This is a genomic window from uncultured Duncaniella sp., from assembly GCF_910577345.1.
Lineage (GTDB): Bacteria > Bacteroidota > Bacteroidia > Bacteroidales > Muribaculaceae > Duncaniella.
In genome coordinates this window covers 165305-184025 of sequence record NZ_CAJTMT010000002.1, presented here as the reverse complement: position 1 = coordinate 184025, position 18721 = coordinate 165305, and the positions used below count along the sequence as shown (strand labels likewise).

General features: G+C 49.2%; 13 protein-coding genes. 10 read left to right on the top strand and 3 right to left on the bottom strand.

Translation table 11 applies throughout. The features are described from left to right. Positions 1–57 precede the first annotated feature (57 nt). The 5 genes from QZ310_RS01820 to QZ310_RS01800 all read left to right on the top strand — a co-directional run bounded on the left by QZ310_RS01820 (position 58) and on the right by QZ310_RS01800 (position 8021). Positions 58–1125 carry a hypothetical protein gene (locus QZ310_RS01820; protein ID WP_297069761.1) on the top strand — a complete coding sequence of 356 codons (1068 nt, stop codon included), beginning with the start codon at positions 58–60 and terminating at the stop codon, positions 1123–1125. A gap of 526 nt (positions 1126–1651) precedes the next feature. Next, entirely contained in the window at positions 1652–2797 is a 1146-nt protein-coding gene (locus tag QZ310_RS01815) for an ABC transporter substrate-binding protein (RefSeq protein ID WP_297069759.1), read from the top strand. A gap of 260 nt (positions 2798–3057) precedes the next feature. Further along, the gene (locus QZ310_RS01810; RefSeq protein WP_297069758.1) at positions 3058–4050 is read left to right on the top strand and encodes an iron ABC transporter permease; all 993 of its coding nucleotides are present in this window, start codon (positions 3058–3060) and stop codon (positions 4048–4050) included. 144 nt (positions 4051–4194) lie between these two features. Then, positions 4195–5511: a glycoside hydrolase family 43 protein gene (locus tag QZ310_RS01805; protein WP_297069756.1), complete on the top strand. Its 1317-nt coding sequence runs from the start codon at positions 4195–4197 to the stop codon at positions 5509–5511. Between the two features lie 32 nt (positions 5512–5543). Further along, positions 5544–8021: a TIM-barrel domain-containing protein gene (locus tag QZ310_RS01800; RefSeq protein WP_297069754.1), complete on the top strand. Its 2478-nt coding sequence runs from the start codon at positions 5544–5546 to the stop codon at positions 8019–8021. A 77-nt stretch (positions 8022–8098) separates the two neighbouring features. Here QZ310_RS01800 and QZ310_RS01795 read toward each other — a convergent pair whose 3' ends face one another. The 3 genes from QZ310_RS01795 to QZ310_RS01785 form a co-directional block, all read right to left on the bottom strand. Continuing rightward, positions 8099–9370: an outer membrane beta-barrel protein gene (locus QZ310_RS01795; protein WP_297069752.1), complete on the bottom strand. Its 1272-nt coding sequence runs from the start codon at positions 9368–9370 to the stop codon at positions 8099–8101. Positions 9371–9377: 7 nt separating this feature from the next. Beyond that, complete coding sequence (locus tag QZ310_RS01790) at positions 9378–9953, bottom strand: sigma-70 family RNA polymerase sigma factor (protein ID WP_297069750.1); 576 nt, start codon at positions 9951–9953, stop codon at positions 9378–9380. A 145-nt stretch (positions 9954–10098) separates the two neighbouring features. After that, positions 10099–10833, bottom strand: coding sequence for a NigD-like C-terminal domain-containing protein (locus QZ310_RS01785; RefSeq protein WP_297069748.1), 735 nt, complete (start codon positions 10831–10833; stop codon positions 10099–10101). Between the two features lie 180 nt (positions 10834–11013). On the opposite strand from QZ310_RS01785, the gene gluQRS reads away from it, so the two are divergent. From gluQRS to QZ310_RS01760, 5 genes are all read left to right on the top strand, one after another. Continuing rightward, on the top strand, positions 11014–11997 hold the full coding sequence (gene gluQRS, locus QZ310_RS01780; protein WP_297069746.1) for a tRNA glutamyl-Q(34) synthetase GluQRS: 984 nt from the start codon (positions 11014–11016) through the stop codon (positions 11995–11997). Positions 11998–12260: 263 nt separating this feature from the next. Beyond that, on the top strand, positions 12261–12461 hold the full coding sequence (locus tag QZ310_RS01775; RefSeq protein WP_297069745.1) for a hypothetical protein: 201 nt from the start codon (positions 12261–12263) through the stop codon (positions 12459–12461). Between the two features lie 29 nt (positions 12462–12490). Then, the gene (locus QZ310_RS01770) at positions 12491–14731 is read left to right on the top strand and encodes a hypothetical protein (protein WP_297069743.1); all 2241 of its coding nucleotides are present in this window, start codon (positions 12491–12493) and stop codon (positions 14729–14731) included. A gap of 119 nt (positions 14732–14850) precedes the next feature. Beyond that, positions 14851–17451 carry a CotH kinase family protein gene (locus QZ310_RS01765; protein ID WP_297069741.1) on the top strand — a complete coding sequence of 867 codons (2601 nt, stop codon included), beginning with the start codon at positions 14851–14853 and terminating at the stop codon, positions 17449–17451. A gap of 289 nt (positions 17452–17740) precedes the next feature. Then, positions 17741–18667 (top strand): carbohydrate kinase, encoded by a 927-nt coding sequence (locus QZ310_RS01760; RefSeq protein ID WP_297069738.1) that lies wholly within the window; start codon positions 17741–17743, stop codon positions 18665–18667. The last annotated feature ends 54 nt before the right edge of the window (positions 18668–18721 follow it).

Here is an 18721-nt window from a genome sequence, read left to right as displayed (position 1 = left end):
TATATAGTGAATAATATTATACAATCTAAAAATCGATATTTCACATTTTATTGAATTATGAAACTCAACAAAATTTTTGCTATCGCCCTCTGCGCCCTCTGCTTCACCGCTTGTAGCGATGATGATGACGAACCTAAGCAGAGCGTGACCCCCGGATTTTTCTCTGGAAAAACCGTCTTAGTCCTAAATCAAGGAAATCAAAGAAGCAATATCCCCGGTAGTTTTTCATCTATAAATTTGCAGAATGGAACAGTAGATAACGATGTGTTCTATAATGCAAATGGTCGTGTATTAGGCGATACACCACAAGATGCAATAGTATATGGAAATAAAATGTATGTTGGTGTTACCGATTCTAACATAATTGACATCATTAATCCAACTACCATGAAGTCAATTAAAACAATCAAGCCCAGTGGTGAAGGTAATTCTCCTCGTGATCTTGCTGCTAAGGATGGATTCGTCTATATTTCTATGATGAATGGTTATGTTGCTCGTCTTGACACTCTTACCCTTGAAATTGACAAAACAATAAAAGTAGGGCCTAATACAGAGGAAATTGGAATTGCCGGAAATTATCTTTATGCCGCCAACTCTGATGGATACAATGGCAGCAACAATTATTGTGACGGATATGTATCGAAAATAAACCTTTCGACCTTCACAGAAGATGCTAAAATTAAAGCAGGTTGGAATACGACCAGATTAGTTACGAATGGTGAAGATGTATTTGTCATCTGTACTGGTAATTATACCACTGTAGCTTCTGTACTTAAACGTATCAACTCTGATGATAGCGTAGAGGAACTTTTCCCTGCTACACACATGGCTATTTGTGGCAACAAACTCTATACAATTAATTCTCCTTTCTACGCAACAGAACCGCCAACTTACTGCTTGTATACTATTTCAGACAACAAAAAGACTGAACTTAATATTGAAAATATAATTACTCCAATAGCAATTGGAATCGAACCAATTTCGGGTGATATATTTATTGCATCGTATTCATCTACTGATTATAGTAGTTATACTCAGCCGTGCTTTGTTAATCAGTACAATGCTACCGGAACATTCCTTAAGAAATATGATGTAGGCATTGGTGCCGGTTGCTTCGTATTCTAACCAATCCGTTACAATGTCATCCGGCATACGCGCTACAGCGCGTCCCTACAGGCAATGCTGAATCCGAGGCCGGTATAACCACATCTCCGTTATCGCCCGGGGTATCGGGTCAATCCAAGGATGCCCGCATCGCCTCCATCCACCTCGGATCAGGCCGGGGATGTCCGCAGGACATCGATTTACTCGTAACCCCGTACATCGGAGCGCAGCGGAGATGTGCGGGGACATATCCAAACCCCACGAAAAGGTGTCCGACAGGACACCGATTTACGAGACAGCCCGGCACTTCAGAACCGTAAATCGATGTCCTACGGACATCAGCCAACTCTCTCATGGCATCCCTGCACATCTCCGCTGCGCTCCGATGTACAGGGTTACGAGTAAATCAGTGTCCTGCGGACACTCGTTCCCGAACGGTTGCCACTGCTTCTCGTTCCCGTACGGTGGTTACTGACATTCACTCCTACACAGACTTGTGTACGATTCCCGTAAGGACATCCTCCGGTATGACATCTAACTATCCTCAATGAAACATTCAATTTTTCTATCTCTTGTAACTGCTCTGCTGTTGTCCCTGATGCCTTCGTGCAAGGGGGGCAACAGCATTGTTACTTCCTCGGGTGAGGGAGAGAAGATGCAGTTCGACCATGCCCGCAACCTCACCATCGAGGATCACGGCGATTACACCACGGCAACAATCCGCAATCCGTGGGACACGACCAAGACCCTCCACACCTATATCCTCGTCCCCGACAGTGCGGAAGTCCCGGCAAACGTTCCGGCAGGGACGGTGGTGAGAGTGCCGTTGAAACGCGCATTGGTCTACTCGACAGTCCATCAGTCGCTCGTCGGCGAGATGGGAGCGAGGGATGCCATCGGTGGAGTCTGCGACGCGCAGTATATCCACAACCCCGACCTACTCGGCCGCATTGCCGACGGCAGGGTCATTGACTGCGGCAGCAGTTACACCCCCAACATGGAACGCATCATGCAACTCAACCCCGATGCAGTAATCCTCTCGCCTTACGAAAATTCGGGCAACTACGGAAAGCTCGGCCAGATGGGGATTCCCCTGATTGAATGTGCCGACTACATGGAAAGCACTCCACTCGGACGCACCGAGTGGATGAAATTCTACGGTCTACTCTTCGGATGCGAGGATGAGACTGCCCGCATGTTCGCCTCAATCGAAAAAGAATACAACGCGCTGAAATCGCTCACCAACTCGATTGTCAACCGTCCGAAAGTGGTGGTCGACCGCCTGTATGGCAACACATGGTATGTCCCCGGCCATAACTCGGTGATGGATGCCTATATCCGCGATGCCGGTGCGGTCAATCCGTTCGGCTCCATCGGCAATGCCGGAAGCGTAGGGCTTTCGGGAGAGCAGGTGCTCCACGAGGCGGGCGATGCCGACATCTGGATTGTCCGCTATAGTCAGGCTTCCGACAAGACTCTGCGCGAACTCGCCGCCGACAATCCCATCTACGGTCAGTTCAAGGCTCTGAAGGATGGTAGGGTCTATGGCTGCAATACGGAGAGGATCAACTACTATGAGCAGACTCCTTTCCATCCCCACTGGCTCCTGCGCGACCTCATCAAGACCTTCCATCCCGAACTCTCGTCCCTCCCCGGAGATACCAAATACTTCACCCCCCTGCAACAGGATTAGAGATACAAAAGAACAAAAGGGTAGAAGAAACAGAAGTTTTTTATCCCAATGCTGTAGTGTGGAAGGGTACATAAAGACAAAAGGGCAGAAGGAACAGAAGTTTTTTTATGCAGGAAAAGGTCTCAAATAAAATTTTTATTCTTAAATTCGCCCCTCCTCCCTCATCCATCCAATTCCCTCTCAACTATTATCTATACTCTATACTTTAATCTCTATACTAAAAAAAATCTCTATACTAAAAAAATCTCTATACTAAAACGGTGTTCCCCCTCGCTGTAATTGCTCTCGTCATCCTGTTCCTGATGAATATTTTCATCGGGTCGGTCAGCTTGCCTGCTTCGGAGGTGCTGAGCATATTGCTCGGCAACGGTGAGGGAGGGACTGCGGAATTCATAGTCCTCGGCAGCCGTCTGCCAATGGCAATCACTGCAACACTTGCCGGAGCCGGACTCGCGGCCTCCGGACTCATGCTCCAGACCGCCTTCCGAAATCCACTTGCAGGCCCCTCGATACTCGGCATCAGCTCCGGCGCAAGTCTCGGTGTGGCCTTGGTCATGTTGCTCTTCGGGGGTACAATCACGGCAGGAGTGTTTACAGTCGGGGGATACACTGCGGTCATAATCGGAGCCTTTGTCGGCAGTCTGCTGATAATGGGCATACTACTCTCGCTCTCCGCTGTGCTCAAAAACGACCTCATGCTGCTCATCACAGGCATCATGATAGGCTATCTCGTATCCTCGGCCATCATGCTCCTCAACTATGTCTCCACCGCCGACGGTGTGCAGAGCTATGTGATGTGGGGCATGAGCACATTCAACGGCGTGTCGCTTGACCAACTTCCGCTCTTCGGCGGACTGACAGCCGTCGGACTCATCATCGCGCTCGCCCTCATCAAGCCCCTCAACCTCCTCCTCCTCGGCGACGGCTATGCCCGCAACCTCGGCATCAACCTCAACCGCGTCAGAAACCTCCTGCTCCTCGCCACAGGCATCCTCACGGCAACCATCACCGCATTTTGCGGCCCGGTGTCGTTTCTCGGACTCGCTGTCCCCCACATCGCGCGTCTGATATTCCGCAGCGACAACCACCGCATCCTCATGCCCGCCACACTCATCACCGGAGCGGCTGTCACACTCTGCTGCAACCTCGTCTGCGTCCTCCCGTCCAACTCAGTCCTCCCCGTCAACGCCGTCACCCCCCTCTTCGGCGCTCCGGTCGTCATCTGGATCCTCCTCCGCGGACGCCGCAAATGAAAAAACAAGCCTTTATCCCATCACAGCATCAACGTTGTTACAATCGCATATTGATATGATTCATTTAAGCAAGTTCTATCCGCTGTCCAATATCTAAATTTGCGGACAGCTAATCTTTTTGCTTAAATCCACCAATCATACACAATGCGCCCATCAATCTTACCTTTAATCATTACAGCCATTGCCTCGCTTCCGGCAATAGCTCAGCGACCAATCGTACAGACAAAATATACAGCCGACCCGGCACCGATGGTCCACAACGATACCATTTTTCTCTACACCACCCACGACGAGGATGATGCGGACGGCTTCCACATGAAGGATTGGTTGCTCTACACATCAACCGACATGGTCAACTGGACCGACTGCGGTGCGGTGGCCTCGCTTGAGAATTTCAAGTGGCGCAGACGCGACAACGGTGCATGGGCCGAACAGGTGATTGAACGTGACGGCAAGTTTTACATGTACTGTCCCCTCCACGGCAACGGTATCGGTGTACTTGTGGCAGACTCGCCTTACGGACCTTTCACCGACCCGATAGGCAAACCGCTCGTATGGCAACAGGAACACTGGAACGACATCGACCCGACTGTATTCATCGACACTGACGGGCAGCCCTACATGTATTGGGGAAATCCCGAACTATACTATGTGAAACTCAACCGCGATATGATTTCCTACAGCGGAGACATTGTGAAGCTCGACCGTCCCGACAAATATCAGGAAGGCCCGTGGTTCTACCGCCGTGGCGACAAATATTACCTCGCATTCGCATCGACTTGCTGTCCCGAAGGCATTGGCTATGCCATGAGCGACAGCCCGACCGGCCCGTGGACAACCAAGGGCTACATCATGGCCCCGACTCCCCGCTCCAATGGCAATCATCCCGGCATCATAGACTACAAGGGTAAGACCTACGTGTTCGGCCTCAACTACGAACTGCTCCGCCTGACAACCGACAAGCATCATGAACGCCGCTCGGTCGGAGCTGCGGAGATGACCTACAATGACGACGGAACCATCCGTCAATTGCCTTACTGGACCGACTGCACCATAAATCAGATAGAGCCGTTCAACCCCTTCCGCCGTGTCGAAGGCGAGACCATGGCCTGGGGATGGGGCTTGAAAACCACACCACTTTCCGGCCACAACCAGACCCTGACAGGGATTGACAACGGTGAGTATCTAATGCTCAAAGGGGTTGATTTCGGCAAGAAAGGAGCTAAGGCTATCACGATGAACTGCGCTTCGGTCAAGGGTGGACGCATCACTGTCCGCACCGACAGTCAAGATGGCCCCGTGATAGGGACTGTCGACATCGCCTCGACCGGTTCGATGGACAACTATAAAGATTTTCGTGCCAAACTGAAGAAAACAAAGGGCCTCCACGACCTCTATTTCTGTTTTGAAGGTGATGGAAATGACCTCTTCAACATTGATTGGTGGAGCATGAAAAAATAATCCGGAAAATAATCCATAATTACCGCAGATACATGAAAATATTCAGTTCCCTTATTTGTTTCTCACTCTTCACATCCGCAATTTTCGCACAGACTGTGACAAGGAGTGACCGTGGATTCACACTTGACAACGGCGACATCCACACACGGGTGCAGTTCCTCACCGATGACATTGTGAGAGTCGAGAAGTCACCCACAGGTGAATATAATCAGCCGCCATCAGTGGTGGTCACGCTTGTACATGAAAAAGTAAGAACCGCATTCTCTGAAAAGGGCAATGACATAGTCCTCTCATCGTCGTCAATCAAAGTAACCGTTGACAAGTCGACCGGAAAAGTGAGCTTTGACGATGCAAAGGGCAATCCGCTACTCAACGAAAAGGATTTTGGCTTCAAACTCCGGACATCGGGGGCTGACAAAGGCGCGTATGAAGTCCGTCAGACCTTTACTCTCGATAATGATGAAGCTATCTATGGTCTCGGCATCCTTCAGGAAAACAAGTTGAGCAAACGCGGCACATCGCGGCAGATGATTCAGGCCAACACAGAGGACTATGTCCCTATGGTGCAGAGCGTGAAAGGCTGGGGTCTTTATTGGGACAACCTCTCACCCACCGATTTCGCAGACAATACCGATGGTATGACCTTCCGATCCGAGGTAGGAGAGGCGATTGATTATTATTTCATGCATGGAGGTAGCGTGGATGGTGTGAATGCCCGGATGAGGGAGCTGTCAGGCACTGTCCCCATGCTTCCGAAATGGACTTTCGGTTTCTGGCAAAGCAAGGAACGCTACAAGAGCTTCAACGAGGTGCAGGAAGTGGTCGACACCTACCGCCGCCTCGGAATACCGTTGGACTGCATCGTGCAGGACTGGCAGTACTGGGGTCCGCATTATCTCTGGAATGCCATGGAATTTCTGACAGCCGACTTCGCCAATCCGCAGGAAAACATTGACCGTCTGCACGACAAAAATACCAAACTCCTCATAACCATCTGGTCATCTTTCGGTCCGATGACCAAACAATATCGCGAGATGGAACCTAAAGGTATGCTTTTCGACATCCAGACATGGCCTCAAAGCGGACTGACCGATTTCTGGCCTCCCCGCACCGACTATCCGAGCGGAGTCAAGCCCTACGATGTCTACAACCCGGAGGCGCGTGACATCTATTGGAAAAATCTTACCCGCCTCTATGACCTCGGTGTCGACGCATGGTGGATGGATTCGACCGAGCCTGACCACATTGAATTCAGTGACAAAGACCTCGAACTCCGGACAGCTATGGGCTCATGGCGCAAGGTCCGCAATGCTTTCCCTCTGATGGCTGTGGAGGGTGTCTATGACCATCACCGCGCCCACGCCGCCAACCATCCCGACACAGTCACCGCACGCAAGCGCGTGGCCATCATGACTCGCTGCGCCTTTGCCGGACAGCAGCGCACCGGAGCCAACACCTGGAGCGGCGACGTCGGCTCCTCATGGGAATCGCTGCGCAATCAGATTCCCGCCGGACTGAACTTCTCCATGACAGGCAACCCGAATTTCAACTCGGATATAGGTGGTTTCTTCGCCGGGGCCTACAACAAGGGCTATCTTGACGACAGCGGTTGCCGCAATCCGCTCTATCAGGAACTCTATGTCCGCTGGATGCAGTTCGGACTTTTCAATCCCATCATGCGCAGCCACGGCACGGAAGTGTCGCGCGAAATCTACAAATATGGCACGGAGGGAGATCCTGTCTATGATGCACTTCTCAAAGCCATAAAGATGCGTTATACACTGATTCCGTATATCTACAGCACCGCGTGGGACGTGACGGCCAACAATGGCAGCTACATGCGTGCACTCGTCAGCGACTTCAAGGATGACAGAAATACATGGAATATAAGCGACCAGTTCATGTTTGGCAAGTCCCTGATGGCAGCACCGATAGTCAAAGCCCAATACACCCCGGAGAAAACTGTGGCGGTTGACCCGATGAGTGGCTGGGACAGGAAAGAAGGAGGTGATGACGACAGCTTTAAAATCGACCCCTGGGATGAAATCAAATCCACCGAAGTCTATCTCCCCGAGGGTGCAGACTGGTATGATTACCGGACAGGGAAAAAATTTGACGGAGGGCAGACCGTCACACTTGAAACAACCCTTGACTATATCCCGCTGTTTGTGAAGGCCGGCTCGATTATTCCTGTCGGCGAGACAATGCAGTATGTCGATGAAAAACCGGCTGATAATCTTGACATAAGAATATATCCCGGAGCTGATGCCGAATTCACGCTCTATGAAGATGAGGGTGACAGCTACAATTATGAGAAAGGCATCTACTCGACAATCAAATTCCACTGGGATGACAAGCGACACCGTCTCACAATCAGCAAACGCGAGGGTGAGTATCCGGGAATGCTGAATACACGCCGTTTCAACATAATCCTCATCGACGGTGACACAACAGAAGCAAAGCCCCATACTCTGACTTACGACGGACAAGCCTTGAAACTGTCCATCTGACCCATAAAAACGGAAGTAAGGCTGACAGCGAAAATGTTGTCAGCCTTACTTTTATAATCGTTGTTTTGTGGGCATGTCTACCGCCCTACGTTCAGACGCAGACCGATGTTGAGGTTGAAGTTGAGAGGTTTTTCCTTGTATATGGTCTGTAGGGATGAGCCGTCGTCGAACCAATATCCAACGCCGGGTTCGGCATAGAGGCCGAGAAGTCTTGAGATGTTCCACTGCACGCCGACCGCTCCGGAGAGAGACCATTGGAGAGGCTTGACATGCAGTCGTTCCGTCTCGGTAGACTTCATCATATCCTCAATGACATATCTCTTATCAACCTCGCCCGACACACATTTCTGCACCCGGACTCCGGCTGAGGCATAGAGATCGAGAGCTTTCCACGACAAGACGGTATATTTAAGATTCAGGGGGATACCGATGTAATGGAGCTTCTGCTCTCCGGTGTAGTAATATTTGTCGCCCCCCTCACGGACATCGGATGTGAGCCGGCTGTAGGTGATGCCGCTTTCAACGGACAGAGAGGGAGTCAACCCGTACTCTACCGTCAGACCGAACGTCAAGGGGGTGTGATGCTTGACACTGACACTTGTCTCGTTGCCTTTGTTGAACAGGAGCATGGCAAGCAGTGGGCTGTCCTTCCACGACGAACAGTCGGGGCCTAAGGAAACGTCGGTCATGTTGGCAGGAGAAACATGCGATGCGGACATTGAGGTAGCTCCGGAGGTGGAAAGCCCGAGTCTGACACGTCGGGATGTGGATTTTTTTAAATGTGAGAGCTCACGGGAAGCATATAAAGGAGAGGTATATTTATCGGTTTGCAGTGTGGATTGTTTTTTTACATCCTTCCCGTTTGTCTCAACATCATTATTTTCTGTATTTATTGATTCAGTCTGTTCACAATTTTGCTTATCATCATTTTCATTGATATTATCAGTCACTACATCTACGGATGATTCAGATTCAGCATTTTCCGATATATATCCTGTTTTTGTCACCTTAGATTTATCCTGTATATCAATCTTGTGGGGTATCCCACTTTCTGTCTGCTTGACAGGCTCCACGTCCGGTACGACCACGGCTGAAGCATAGTCCTCCCTCATCTCCGGAACCCGCATGTCATTTTCTCTTGCAAGCCATGAGAAACCAAGCCCGAAAAGGACTAGCAATGCAGCCGCCACAGCTATGGGGCGGAAGCAGCGTCGTGGCATGACGAACCTGACAGACTTCGACGGCACCACGGGCCTGCGTGCTTCAATCGAATCCCAGAGTCCGTCGGGTTCGTCAAGCTCGAAGTCCGACATACGTTGCTTTATATCGTTAAGCCATTGGTCTTTCATAATAATGTTATCGGATTAGAGAATTTTGGTATTTCCTTATGCTGTCGGCAAGCATAGCCTTGGCGCGGTGTAGCTGCGAGGCTGATGTGCTCTCCTTTATATCGAGCATCCCGGCTATTTCCTTGTGGCTGCGCCCTTCGATGACATACAGGTTGAAAATCATACGGTAGCCGTCGGGTAGGCGGCATATCAGGTCGTGTATGACCTCCGCCGGGACGGATTCGATTTCCGGTTCGTCGTCAGGCAAATCAGCCGCTCCGGGCGGAAGCGAGGTGAAATCTATGCGTCTGTGATTACGGATGAATTTCAACGCCTCGTTGACAGTGACTTTCGTCATCCATGCCCTCAACGAACCTTCGCCCCTGAACCTGAAAGCGGGCAAAGAGTCGAAAATCCGGATGAAACTCTCCTGTAACACATCCTTCACATCCTCATCGTTAAGGATATAGCGGGAACATACGGCCACGAGATTCCTGACATATCTCTGATATATCATTCTCCCGGCCGCAGGGTCGCCGGAACTGACAAGATCCATCAGTTCGCGTTCGCTGACATTTGTTCCCTCGGATGATGTTGACGGCATGGTGATGAAGGCAAAAAACAGGGTGTGTCAAAAAAATCGTTCGGTGACATTCTCTGACACACCCTTCCGCTGTCTGAAATGAATGTTAGTTCATCTGTCTAACATGAAAACGTGATATTCTTCGATATTATATCTGTGACACCGGCTATTTCACATAGCCCGACGGCATGAGCTTCGCGTCGTCGTCACCGACAACGGCAGGACGCAATGCAAGCTCAAACTCCTGCGATTTCTCGCCGCTGAACGACTTCCAGTGGAGTTTGATTTTGACTGTCGAGCCGTTTGTCCGGGGAAGATTGTTGAGATTGAAGGCAATCAGCGCATCGCCGGGACGGCCGTTGACATCACCCTTCGCATCGTGGCGGAGTTCGAGTTCAAAGGGATCGTCGGGATTCATGCCGGTGAGAAGATTGAGGTAATGGGGAGTCTGACGGTCGCCCCAGAGAGTGCGGACACGCAAAGTCAGATAACCGTCCTCGGCGACAGTCACCCAGTCTTTCACAATCTCGACAGGGTCATTGCCGTATTTCTTATCATTCTCCTCGCCGAGATAGAGTTCGGGGAGCTTTGTGCGGATGCTGTCTATCCAGTTGACTGTCACACTCCGGGTCTCGCGCTGCTGCTTCTTATCCTCAGTATAATTGACCAACGCACGGACCTCCTTGTCGCCGTAGGGCGATTTTTCCATATTGGAAGGGAGAAGCGTGGTCTTGTCATCGAGGTTCATCGTGAAGCCGCCTTCTGCTGTCGGGCATACGGTCACTATGGCTGTCGGACGGTAGAGTTCCCAATTTGTATCGTCGTCATCATTGCATGATTGAAACGCCATTGCCGAAGCAAACAGAGCCAAGGCTGACACGAAAATTTTTACTTTTTTCATCGTTGTCGATAAGATTGTTGGTGATAAGATTAGTGTTTGAAAATGAATACGAACTTTGGATTATCCTGATTCTATCCTTATAAATCCTGTTTTTCGGAAATCTTGCATGAGACATGAAAATTTTATGCGATTTAGCGGGGATTGGCTAACTTTGTCATGTAAAAATGAGATGCAGATAGAATGAAAACGACAGCAACCAATCCGTCACCACAGAAAGTCACCGGGCGTTTTGCCCCCTCGCCGACAGGCCGTATGCACCTCGGCAACATCTTCACCGCCGTCATTTCATGGCTCTCGGTCCGGAAAGCCGGTGGAAAGTGGATTTTGCGCATCGAGGATCTCGACCCCCAGCGTTCACGACAGGAATATGCACGCCAAATCGAGGACGACCTGGCGTGGCTCGGTCTTACATGGGACGAGGGAGGAGTGGACAATCTCGGACCGAACGGATCCTACAGTCAAAGTCAGCGCGGAGAAATATATGCCCGCTACCTTGAGACGCTCAAGGAAACCGGTCTGACATATCCTTGCTATTGCACCCGCGCGGACATAATGTCAACCCAGGCTCCGCATCAGACCGACGGACGCATCATCTATCAGGGCACTTGCCGCCCTGCCGGTTTCCCCACCGGAAAACGCACGACTGACCCGACCGACCGTCATGCCACCCGCCTCTATGTCCCCGACGAGGAAATCAGCTTCAACGACCGCGTCTTCGGGCCGCAGAGCTACAATCTCACCCGTGAGTGCGGCGACTTCGTGCTGCAACGTGCCGACGGCGCATGGGCTTATCAACTGGCCGTAGTTGTTGACGATGCCCTAATGGGAGTGACAGAAATAGTCAGAGGTTCCGACCTGCTCCTTTCGGCAGCCCAGCAACTCTACCTTTACCGCCTGCTCGGCTTCACACCACCCGTTTACGCCCATCTTCCTCTCATCTGCAACGAACGGATGCAACGCCTCTCGAAACGCGACCTCTCCATGAGCATGGAGGAACTGCGCCGCAACCACACCCCCCAGCAACTCCTCGGCCTCATAGCCCACCTTGCCAACCTCACTCCGACACCAACCCCTCTCACCCTCGACGAACTGACCACCCTCTTCACCTGGTCCGCCATCCCAACGCAACAGAGTATAATATTTAATTTCAAGAACTTACTTTAAACCAACTTCCCAATGGCTCTTAATCTGTCATGAAATCTGGATTTTTTTGTTAATTCTCCACAAAAGCGTTATTAGTAGTTAAATTATGTTAACAAAAACGGGGGGGGGTAAAATTTTTATTTATATATTTGCAAACTAAACTTTGAATATTGACTTTTTACTAATTCGTTTTAGAGTTGGCTATAAATGTGGATTATTCAACAAGTTGCTTAAACTATAAACCTTCACACAGTAAATTATAATAACCTTCACTCAATAAAATTATGGAAACAAGAAAAAGGCCATACGAGTCACCCAAGACTTGGCTCACTCAGATAGAAACTGAAAGTTCTATCTGCGGAGGCTCCATTGACTTGACGAACCAAGACGGGAAGACAAATGTAACAATCAATGATCAGGCCATCAACAGCAGTACTGCCAACGACTTCTCTGCAGACAGTTGGGATTCGATGGGTATTAACTAATATCTGACAAACGCTACACACCAGTAAAAATGAAGATAAGTAAGATTTTTAGCTTGCTGTCTATCGCAGCAATCGCAGGTTTAGCCTCCTGTTCAAATGAGGAGCCAAACTCCAATCCTGTCACTGCAGATGATGAGGTCAACTTTGCAATAGGAACCGGCAAGACAAGCCGAACAATGTATGGTCCCGAATCCTCCGACGGCACTTCCCAGACACTTTGGTGGGGAAACTATCTCAATTGGGAAAACGCCGTGTATGAACGCGTGACTATTTTCTCACCCGATTGCGCCGCTGGCCGCAATCAGGCTGAATATAAAATCACCCCTACCACCGGAACCATCGGTACTGACGGCTATGGGACAGGTAGCACCACACCTACCGGTGGCAGCAACACAGCCGGCTCACTTGACAAGACCGGTGATTACGGTGTGCAATGGGGCAATAATGAATCCGGCAAAGAGAAATTTGATTTCTATGCTCTATTCCCGTCCATGCGTTGGAGCAATATTGCCACGAGCGGCAGCAATTACGTTGCCACCGCTAACATCAGCAACGGACAGTCGCCCAAGCAGTTCACCACCATTACCGACGGTGGAGTGACCACCTGGCGTGGAGAGCCCGACATGCAGAACTGCCTCATGATTGCACATAACAACGCACAGGCATACGCCGAAACCGTGACCCTTGGCTTCGAGCCCATAGCCACTGTGCTCGATGTCACAGTTTCTGCGCCTTCAACAACCAACACCATTCAGGCTTTCCGCGACGGCATGACCATCAACCGTATTATACTCCGCAGTACAGACGGCGCCAATATAACCGGTTCCTTCCAGTATAATATCACTACAGGTCAAATGGTAGGCTCCATATCCGAAGGTTCCGACATGATTCAGATGGTTATCGTGAAACCCACCTATGCTTCCGATGCCGAGCACACCTCCAGCAGCTCGCCAGTCACCATCAAGAAAGGCGAGAAGCTCTCAGTGCGGTTCTTCATCGCACCTGACCCCACTATCAAACCGGAAAATCTCCAGCTTGAAGTTTACACTAATGCAGGATACTATATAAAGAAACTTGCCAGCAACAGCATCGAGCCGAAGCAAATTAACAAAATCAAACTCCCTGCAATCGAACAGCCCGGTGTGACCATCAACTATAACTACTGGATGTCGGACATCGATCCAAACACATACATCACCGAACTTTCTATCCCCGGCTCCTGGGCGGCCACAAACGGCATTTGTCAGACAAAGAGTATGCAGGAGCAGTTTGAAGCCGGTATCCGCGCCTTCAACGTTAGTGTTGCTTGGAATACCACTGATATCGATAACACTGTTGGCGACAACACGGGTTCCATTACTTTAGCCAAGCTTTTGAGTGACCTCAACACTTGGCTTCAGGAGGAGAAAAACAAATTCAACGGTGAAAACTTCAATGAATTTGTAGTGCTCAACATCGCTACAAACTTCCATGGAGAAACCCAAAATATCACTAATGCTCTTACAGCAGCTGACAACATTGCCAAAGTTGTGAACGCAGCCACAAACATTCAACAGAATATCACAGCCAATACCACAATTAGTGATGTTGCCGGTAAAATTATTGTACACTGCAACGCAACCGACCCGATTCTGCTTAACCAAACTCAGGCATCCACCGTTACACAGGCTCCTATTCTCTATTCCTATTGGTGGACCCCAAGCAGTACGACCAATCTCACTTACTATAATCAACCCCGCATGACCCAGGCTGTTTTTGGAAAACCTATGTTCGATTACATTTCCGGAAACTCACTCACAAACCTCACAGAAGATGCCTCCAAACTGGCAGACGCCCCCATGCGTTGGTATTATTATGAATTTGGCCGAATGGTTACTACTCAATACGAATGGGGTTCAACACTGTCCCTTACCCAGCAGGCCGTGCAGAATATGGCGCTTAACAGCTACAATTACTACACCGAGGGCAAACACAATGTCTGGATCTATATGGTTATAGGTGATGACCAGGCTACCGGATCAAACACCAGCAATGTCACGACAATTAACGACTACACTTACAATCAACTGACCAATCCCTCACGTCAGACATCGCCCTATGGTATGATTATGATGAATAACGCCGATGAATCTAACCAAAAGCTCATCGACGCCATCATGTGGAACAACTACGCCTTCCACATGCAGACAAGCACCGGAGGCACAACCCAACAATCTGCACCCCACAATGCCACCCGCCAAGATGGCGGAAATCTCGCAGACTGGGATTAAACAGCTCTTGATTCTACATTAAATCTACATCACATTATTATTTTTATTTTTTATTACAACCAATTCCTGTTACTGCTCCATATTGTTTATGTGGCAGTAACAGGGTTTTTACCTTGAATATGAAAAGACTACTCTATCCAACAGCGGCCATCCTTCTTAGCGTTTCCACTACAGGATGTTCGGACGATGTTGAAAAAGAACAGAAAGGCTCAGAACAGACCATTGTTGCAACACTCGACATGCCTGTTTCCCGTACATGTGTGGATGAAACGCCCTACGCAGGTAATGAAGTAGGCATTCTATGGATGCCTGAAGACATGTTAGGCGTCTACGGCAGCTCCACACGCAACGCTCTGTTTGAGAACACCGCGACAGAAAATCTTCCGACAAGCTCCTTCAACGGAACGATGACAGGCAACGATGTTCCTCTCTATGCCTATTACCCTTATTCTGAAACGAACTCAGGCGTGGCTCCTACGAGCCTGAAAGGATCTCTCCCGGCCATCCAGCACTTTGACCATCTGACCGGAGCTCTTGAAGGCGACTACAAGGTAGGCATCCCCAAAGCCGGTTCCTCAAATGAATTCTCATTCTCCCACCTCTTTGCCCTCATACGTTTCACCATCGACGCAACCGGGACGGAGCTTGCCGAAGAAGAACTACAGTGGATATCACTCTCTGCTCCCGAAGGGAGAACACTTGGCGGAGACTTTACTTTTGACGTAACCTCCCCGGGCGGCAATCCTGTTTTCACGACTGAAGGCATCAATGAGCTCAAAATGGAATGGGTTTCCAACCCCAAACTATCTGCCGGGAAAACATTTACCGGTTATCTCACCTGCGCCCCCGCCATCCTCGCAGGCGATGAGCTCAAAGTGCACGTGAAGACTGACAAACATATAGCTACATTCACAACAAAAGCTAAAGCGGCACTTCAAGCTGACTACATCTATACATTCCCTCTTACTCTCAAAATGTATGCGGAATCCGACAAATTCGGTTGGGAAAATCAGGTAGTCACTGATCCCGTGATGCAATCATTCGAATTCACTGTAGCCGCCAACAACGGCAAGATTCTTGCAAAGAAATTGGAATCTGTTTCCGGTGGAGCATCCGTAACAGAAAAAGACGTGACCACTGAGGTGCTTTCAATCAATGGGAAAGACATCTCAGGGATGATTCCGTATCTCTACGACTTCAACCTTGTCCCGACTTTCAAGGTTCCGGAAGGCATCAAAGTTACTGTTGAGGGAGCAGAGCAGGAATCCGGTGTGACTTCGCATGATTTCTCCAAACCTGTCACATATACACTTGAGGCATCCGACGGTAACAAAGCTGAATACACTGTCACAGTCACCAATACAGGCCTTCCGGTCGTGGTAATCAATCAATCCGCCTCAATTTCAGGAACCTGGACAAAGTGGTTTGGTGGAGTCAAAGTCAGATCAAAAGACAGTTCCTGGGCAGAAGATGACTCAATGAGTATATACGACATCAACGGTAAATACACCATGGCCGCACAGACCTGCGGAATGCGTCTGCGTGGCAATTCGACTCAAAATTTTCCCAAGAAACCCTTTGCGATTAAATTGACTAAAAAACAAGCTATCGGCGACATGCCAAAACACAAACGCTGGGTACTTCTTGCCAACTGGATTGACAACTCAATGTTGCGTAACCATACAGCTTTTGCAATCGCCCACGCAACGGAATCAGCGTCAAAAAGTGGTGCCATCGGACAAGGAATGCCTTGGAATGTACATGGAACCAACGTCGAACTCGTAATTGACGGACGCCATGTCGGTAACTACTATCTCTGCGAACAAATCAAGATAGATGCGAACCGACTGAATATAAAGGATGCATACGAAGATGTGCTTGCCGACACCGGAACTGCGGATTTCAATAATTGCGGCTACCTTATCGAATGTGATGACAATTATGATGAGAATTGCAAATTCGTGACCTCGAAACGAGGAATTCCTGTAATGCTTAAAGATGATGTCTCTTCTGATATTCTGGCTCAAATCCAAACCAAAATCAACCGTATTGAATCAAATATCGTAAACGGCAATTACTCGGATGCATATCAAGAACTCGACATCAATTCCATAATAGACCAATGGATAGTCTTTGAATTAACACTTAACGATGAATACAAACATCCTAAAAGTGTCTACCTCTACATGGATGGAGGAAACTCAAAACTTTGCGGAGGTCCGGTCTGGGATTTCGACTACCTTACTTTCCCGAATCTTTCAAAAAGCAAATCATTGCAAAGCAGATATGGAGCCGGTGAACTGCCACGTTCCTCATCAGAATGGTTATATTCAAACTCCGCTCCAGCCACCTCGTTCTCTGACAGACCATCTGACTCTGACAGACCATATATGTGGTATCCTCTCCTCTTCAAGGACGCGGCCTTCAGGAATGCAGTTCAGGAACGTTGGAAAACAATCTACCCATATCTGCAGCAAGTCAGCGCTGAAATCGAATTGGCCGGACAGTCTAATATCCGCTCATGGGAAGTGAACCATGCTATATGGCCTCTTGCATTCAACCGTACGTCCATTATTTCATGGGGTCCCGGATTCTCCGGCGACGAAGATTTCAATACATATCCTGAAATCATTGACAATCTTAAAACGGTCTATGAGCAACGTCTCGCATGGATGAACCAGGCCATAACCGAGGGTAACTTTGTTACAACCGCAAAATAACAGCTCTCAAGATCAATCTAAAAACAAGCCGTCACCGGGAATCAATGAGTAAGCTCGGTGACGGCTTATTTTTATGGGTTACGATGAAAACGTTTGCAGGTTATGGGAACGTTTGAAAGGAGGATTATGCAGGGATTTAGTTGAATTTTCGGAAGATAAATGTTTACTTTGTAAGGAAGAAACTTATCTATCGAAGAAACTTATCCTATTAAAGAAAGTATCGAAGAAAACGTATCTTATTAAAGGAACTTATCTTATCAAACAAAACTTATCTTGACTCGATATTATCATGAAATCTGAAAATTGCAACAATACTTCTCTGCCTGCTGCCGGAAAGGTGGTGGGACTTGGTGAATTGCTTTGGGACGTTCTGCCTGAGGGTAAGAAACTCGGTGGCGCACCGGCCAATTTTGCCTATCATATCTCACAGTTCGGTCTCAACGGCGTGGCTGTTAGCGCTATCGGTGACGATGAACTCGGACGGGAAATCGTCAGCGTACTTGAAGGGAAAGATGTCAACTCTCTGCTCTCTATTGTTGACTTTCCGACCGGAACCGTTCAAGTGACTCTCGATGGTGACGGAATTCCGTCATACGAGATAAAGACTGACGTTGCATGGGACAATATACCATTCACGCCTGAAATGCAGAAACTTGCATCGGAAACCGTGGCGGTATGCTTCGGTTCGCTTGCCCAACGCGATGCTGTATCTCGCGCGACAATCAACGCCTTCCTTGACTCCATGCCCGAAGGCGAAGGTATTTATAAAGTGTTTGACATCAATCTGCGCCAGAATTTCTATACCCGCGAGATTATCGAGGCTTCGATGGAGCGCTGCAATGTGCTTAAAATCAACGATGAGGAAATCATCACCGTCGGCCGTCTCTTCAATCTCGACAGACTGAGCATGGAGGAGATTGCCGAGGAATTGCTCGGACGCTACAGGCTCGACATCCTCATCCTGACTTGTGGAGCGCACGGAAGCTACGTCTTCACCCCCGGAAATGTCAGCTTCGTAGAGACTCCGGTTGTGGAAGTTGCCGATACTGTAGGGGCAGGAGACTCATTCACAGCTACTTTCGTTGCATCGCTACTCAACGGACTCCCCATTGTCGAGGCACATAGGCTTGCTGTGAATGTCTCGGCCTACGTCTGCACCTGCCACGGCGCAACCCCAACCCTCCCCTCCCACCTCATCGACCGCAGCAGGAAATAGGTCAATAGTTTTTTGGGAGAATACCAATCTAACATAGGAGATACATAAGCACCC

Coding starts and splice junctions, on each gene's coding strand:
- QZ310_RS01820 (WP_297069761.1), top strand. CDS start 58: ATGAAACTCAACAAAATTTTTGCTATCGCCCTCTGCGCCCTCTGCTTC.
- QZ310_RS01815 (WP_297069759.1), top strand. CDS start 1,652: ATGAAACATTCAATTTTTCTATCTCTTGTAACTGCTCTGCTGTTGTCC.
- QZ310_RS01805 (WP_297069756.1), top strand. CDS start 4,195: ATGCGCCCATCAATCTTACCTTTAATCATTACAGCCATTGCCTCGCTT.
- QZ310_RS01800 (WP_297069754.1), top strand. CDS start 5,544: ATGAAAATATTCAGTTCCCTTATTTGTTTCTCACTCTTCACATCCGCA.
- QZ310_RS01795 (WP_297069752.1), bottom strand. CDS start 9,370: ATGAAAGACCAATGGCTTAACGATATAAAGCAACGTATGTCGGACTTC.
- QZ310_RS01790 (WP_297069750.1), bottom strand. CDS start 9,953: ATGCCGTCAACATCATCCGAGGGAACAAATGTCAGCGAACGCGAACTG.
- QZ310_RS01785 (WP_297069748.1), bottom strand. CDS start 10,833: ATGAAAAAAGTAAAAATTTTCGTGTCAGCCTTGGCTCTGTTTGCTTCG.
- gluQRS (WP_297069746.1), top strand. CDS start 11,014: ATGAAAACGACAGCAACCAATCCGTCACCACAGAAAGTCACCGGGCGT.
- QZ310_RS01775 (WP_297069745.1), top strand. CDS start 12,261: ATGGAAACAAGAAAAAGGCCATACGAGTCACCCAAGACTTGGCTCACT.
- QZ310_RS01770 (WP_297069743.1), top strand. CDS start 12,491: ATGAAGATAAGTAAGATTTTTAGCTTGCTGTCTATCGCAGCAATCGCA.
- QZ310_RS01765 (WP_297069741.1), top strand. CDS start 14,851: ATGAAAAGACTACTCTATCCAACAGCGGCCATCCTTCTTAGCGTTTCC.
- QZ310_RS01760 (WP_297069738.1), top strand. CDS start 17,741: ATGAAATCTGAAAATTGCAACAATACTTCTCTGCCTGCTGCCGGAAAG.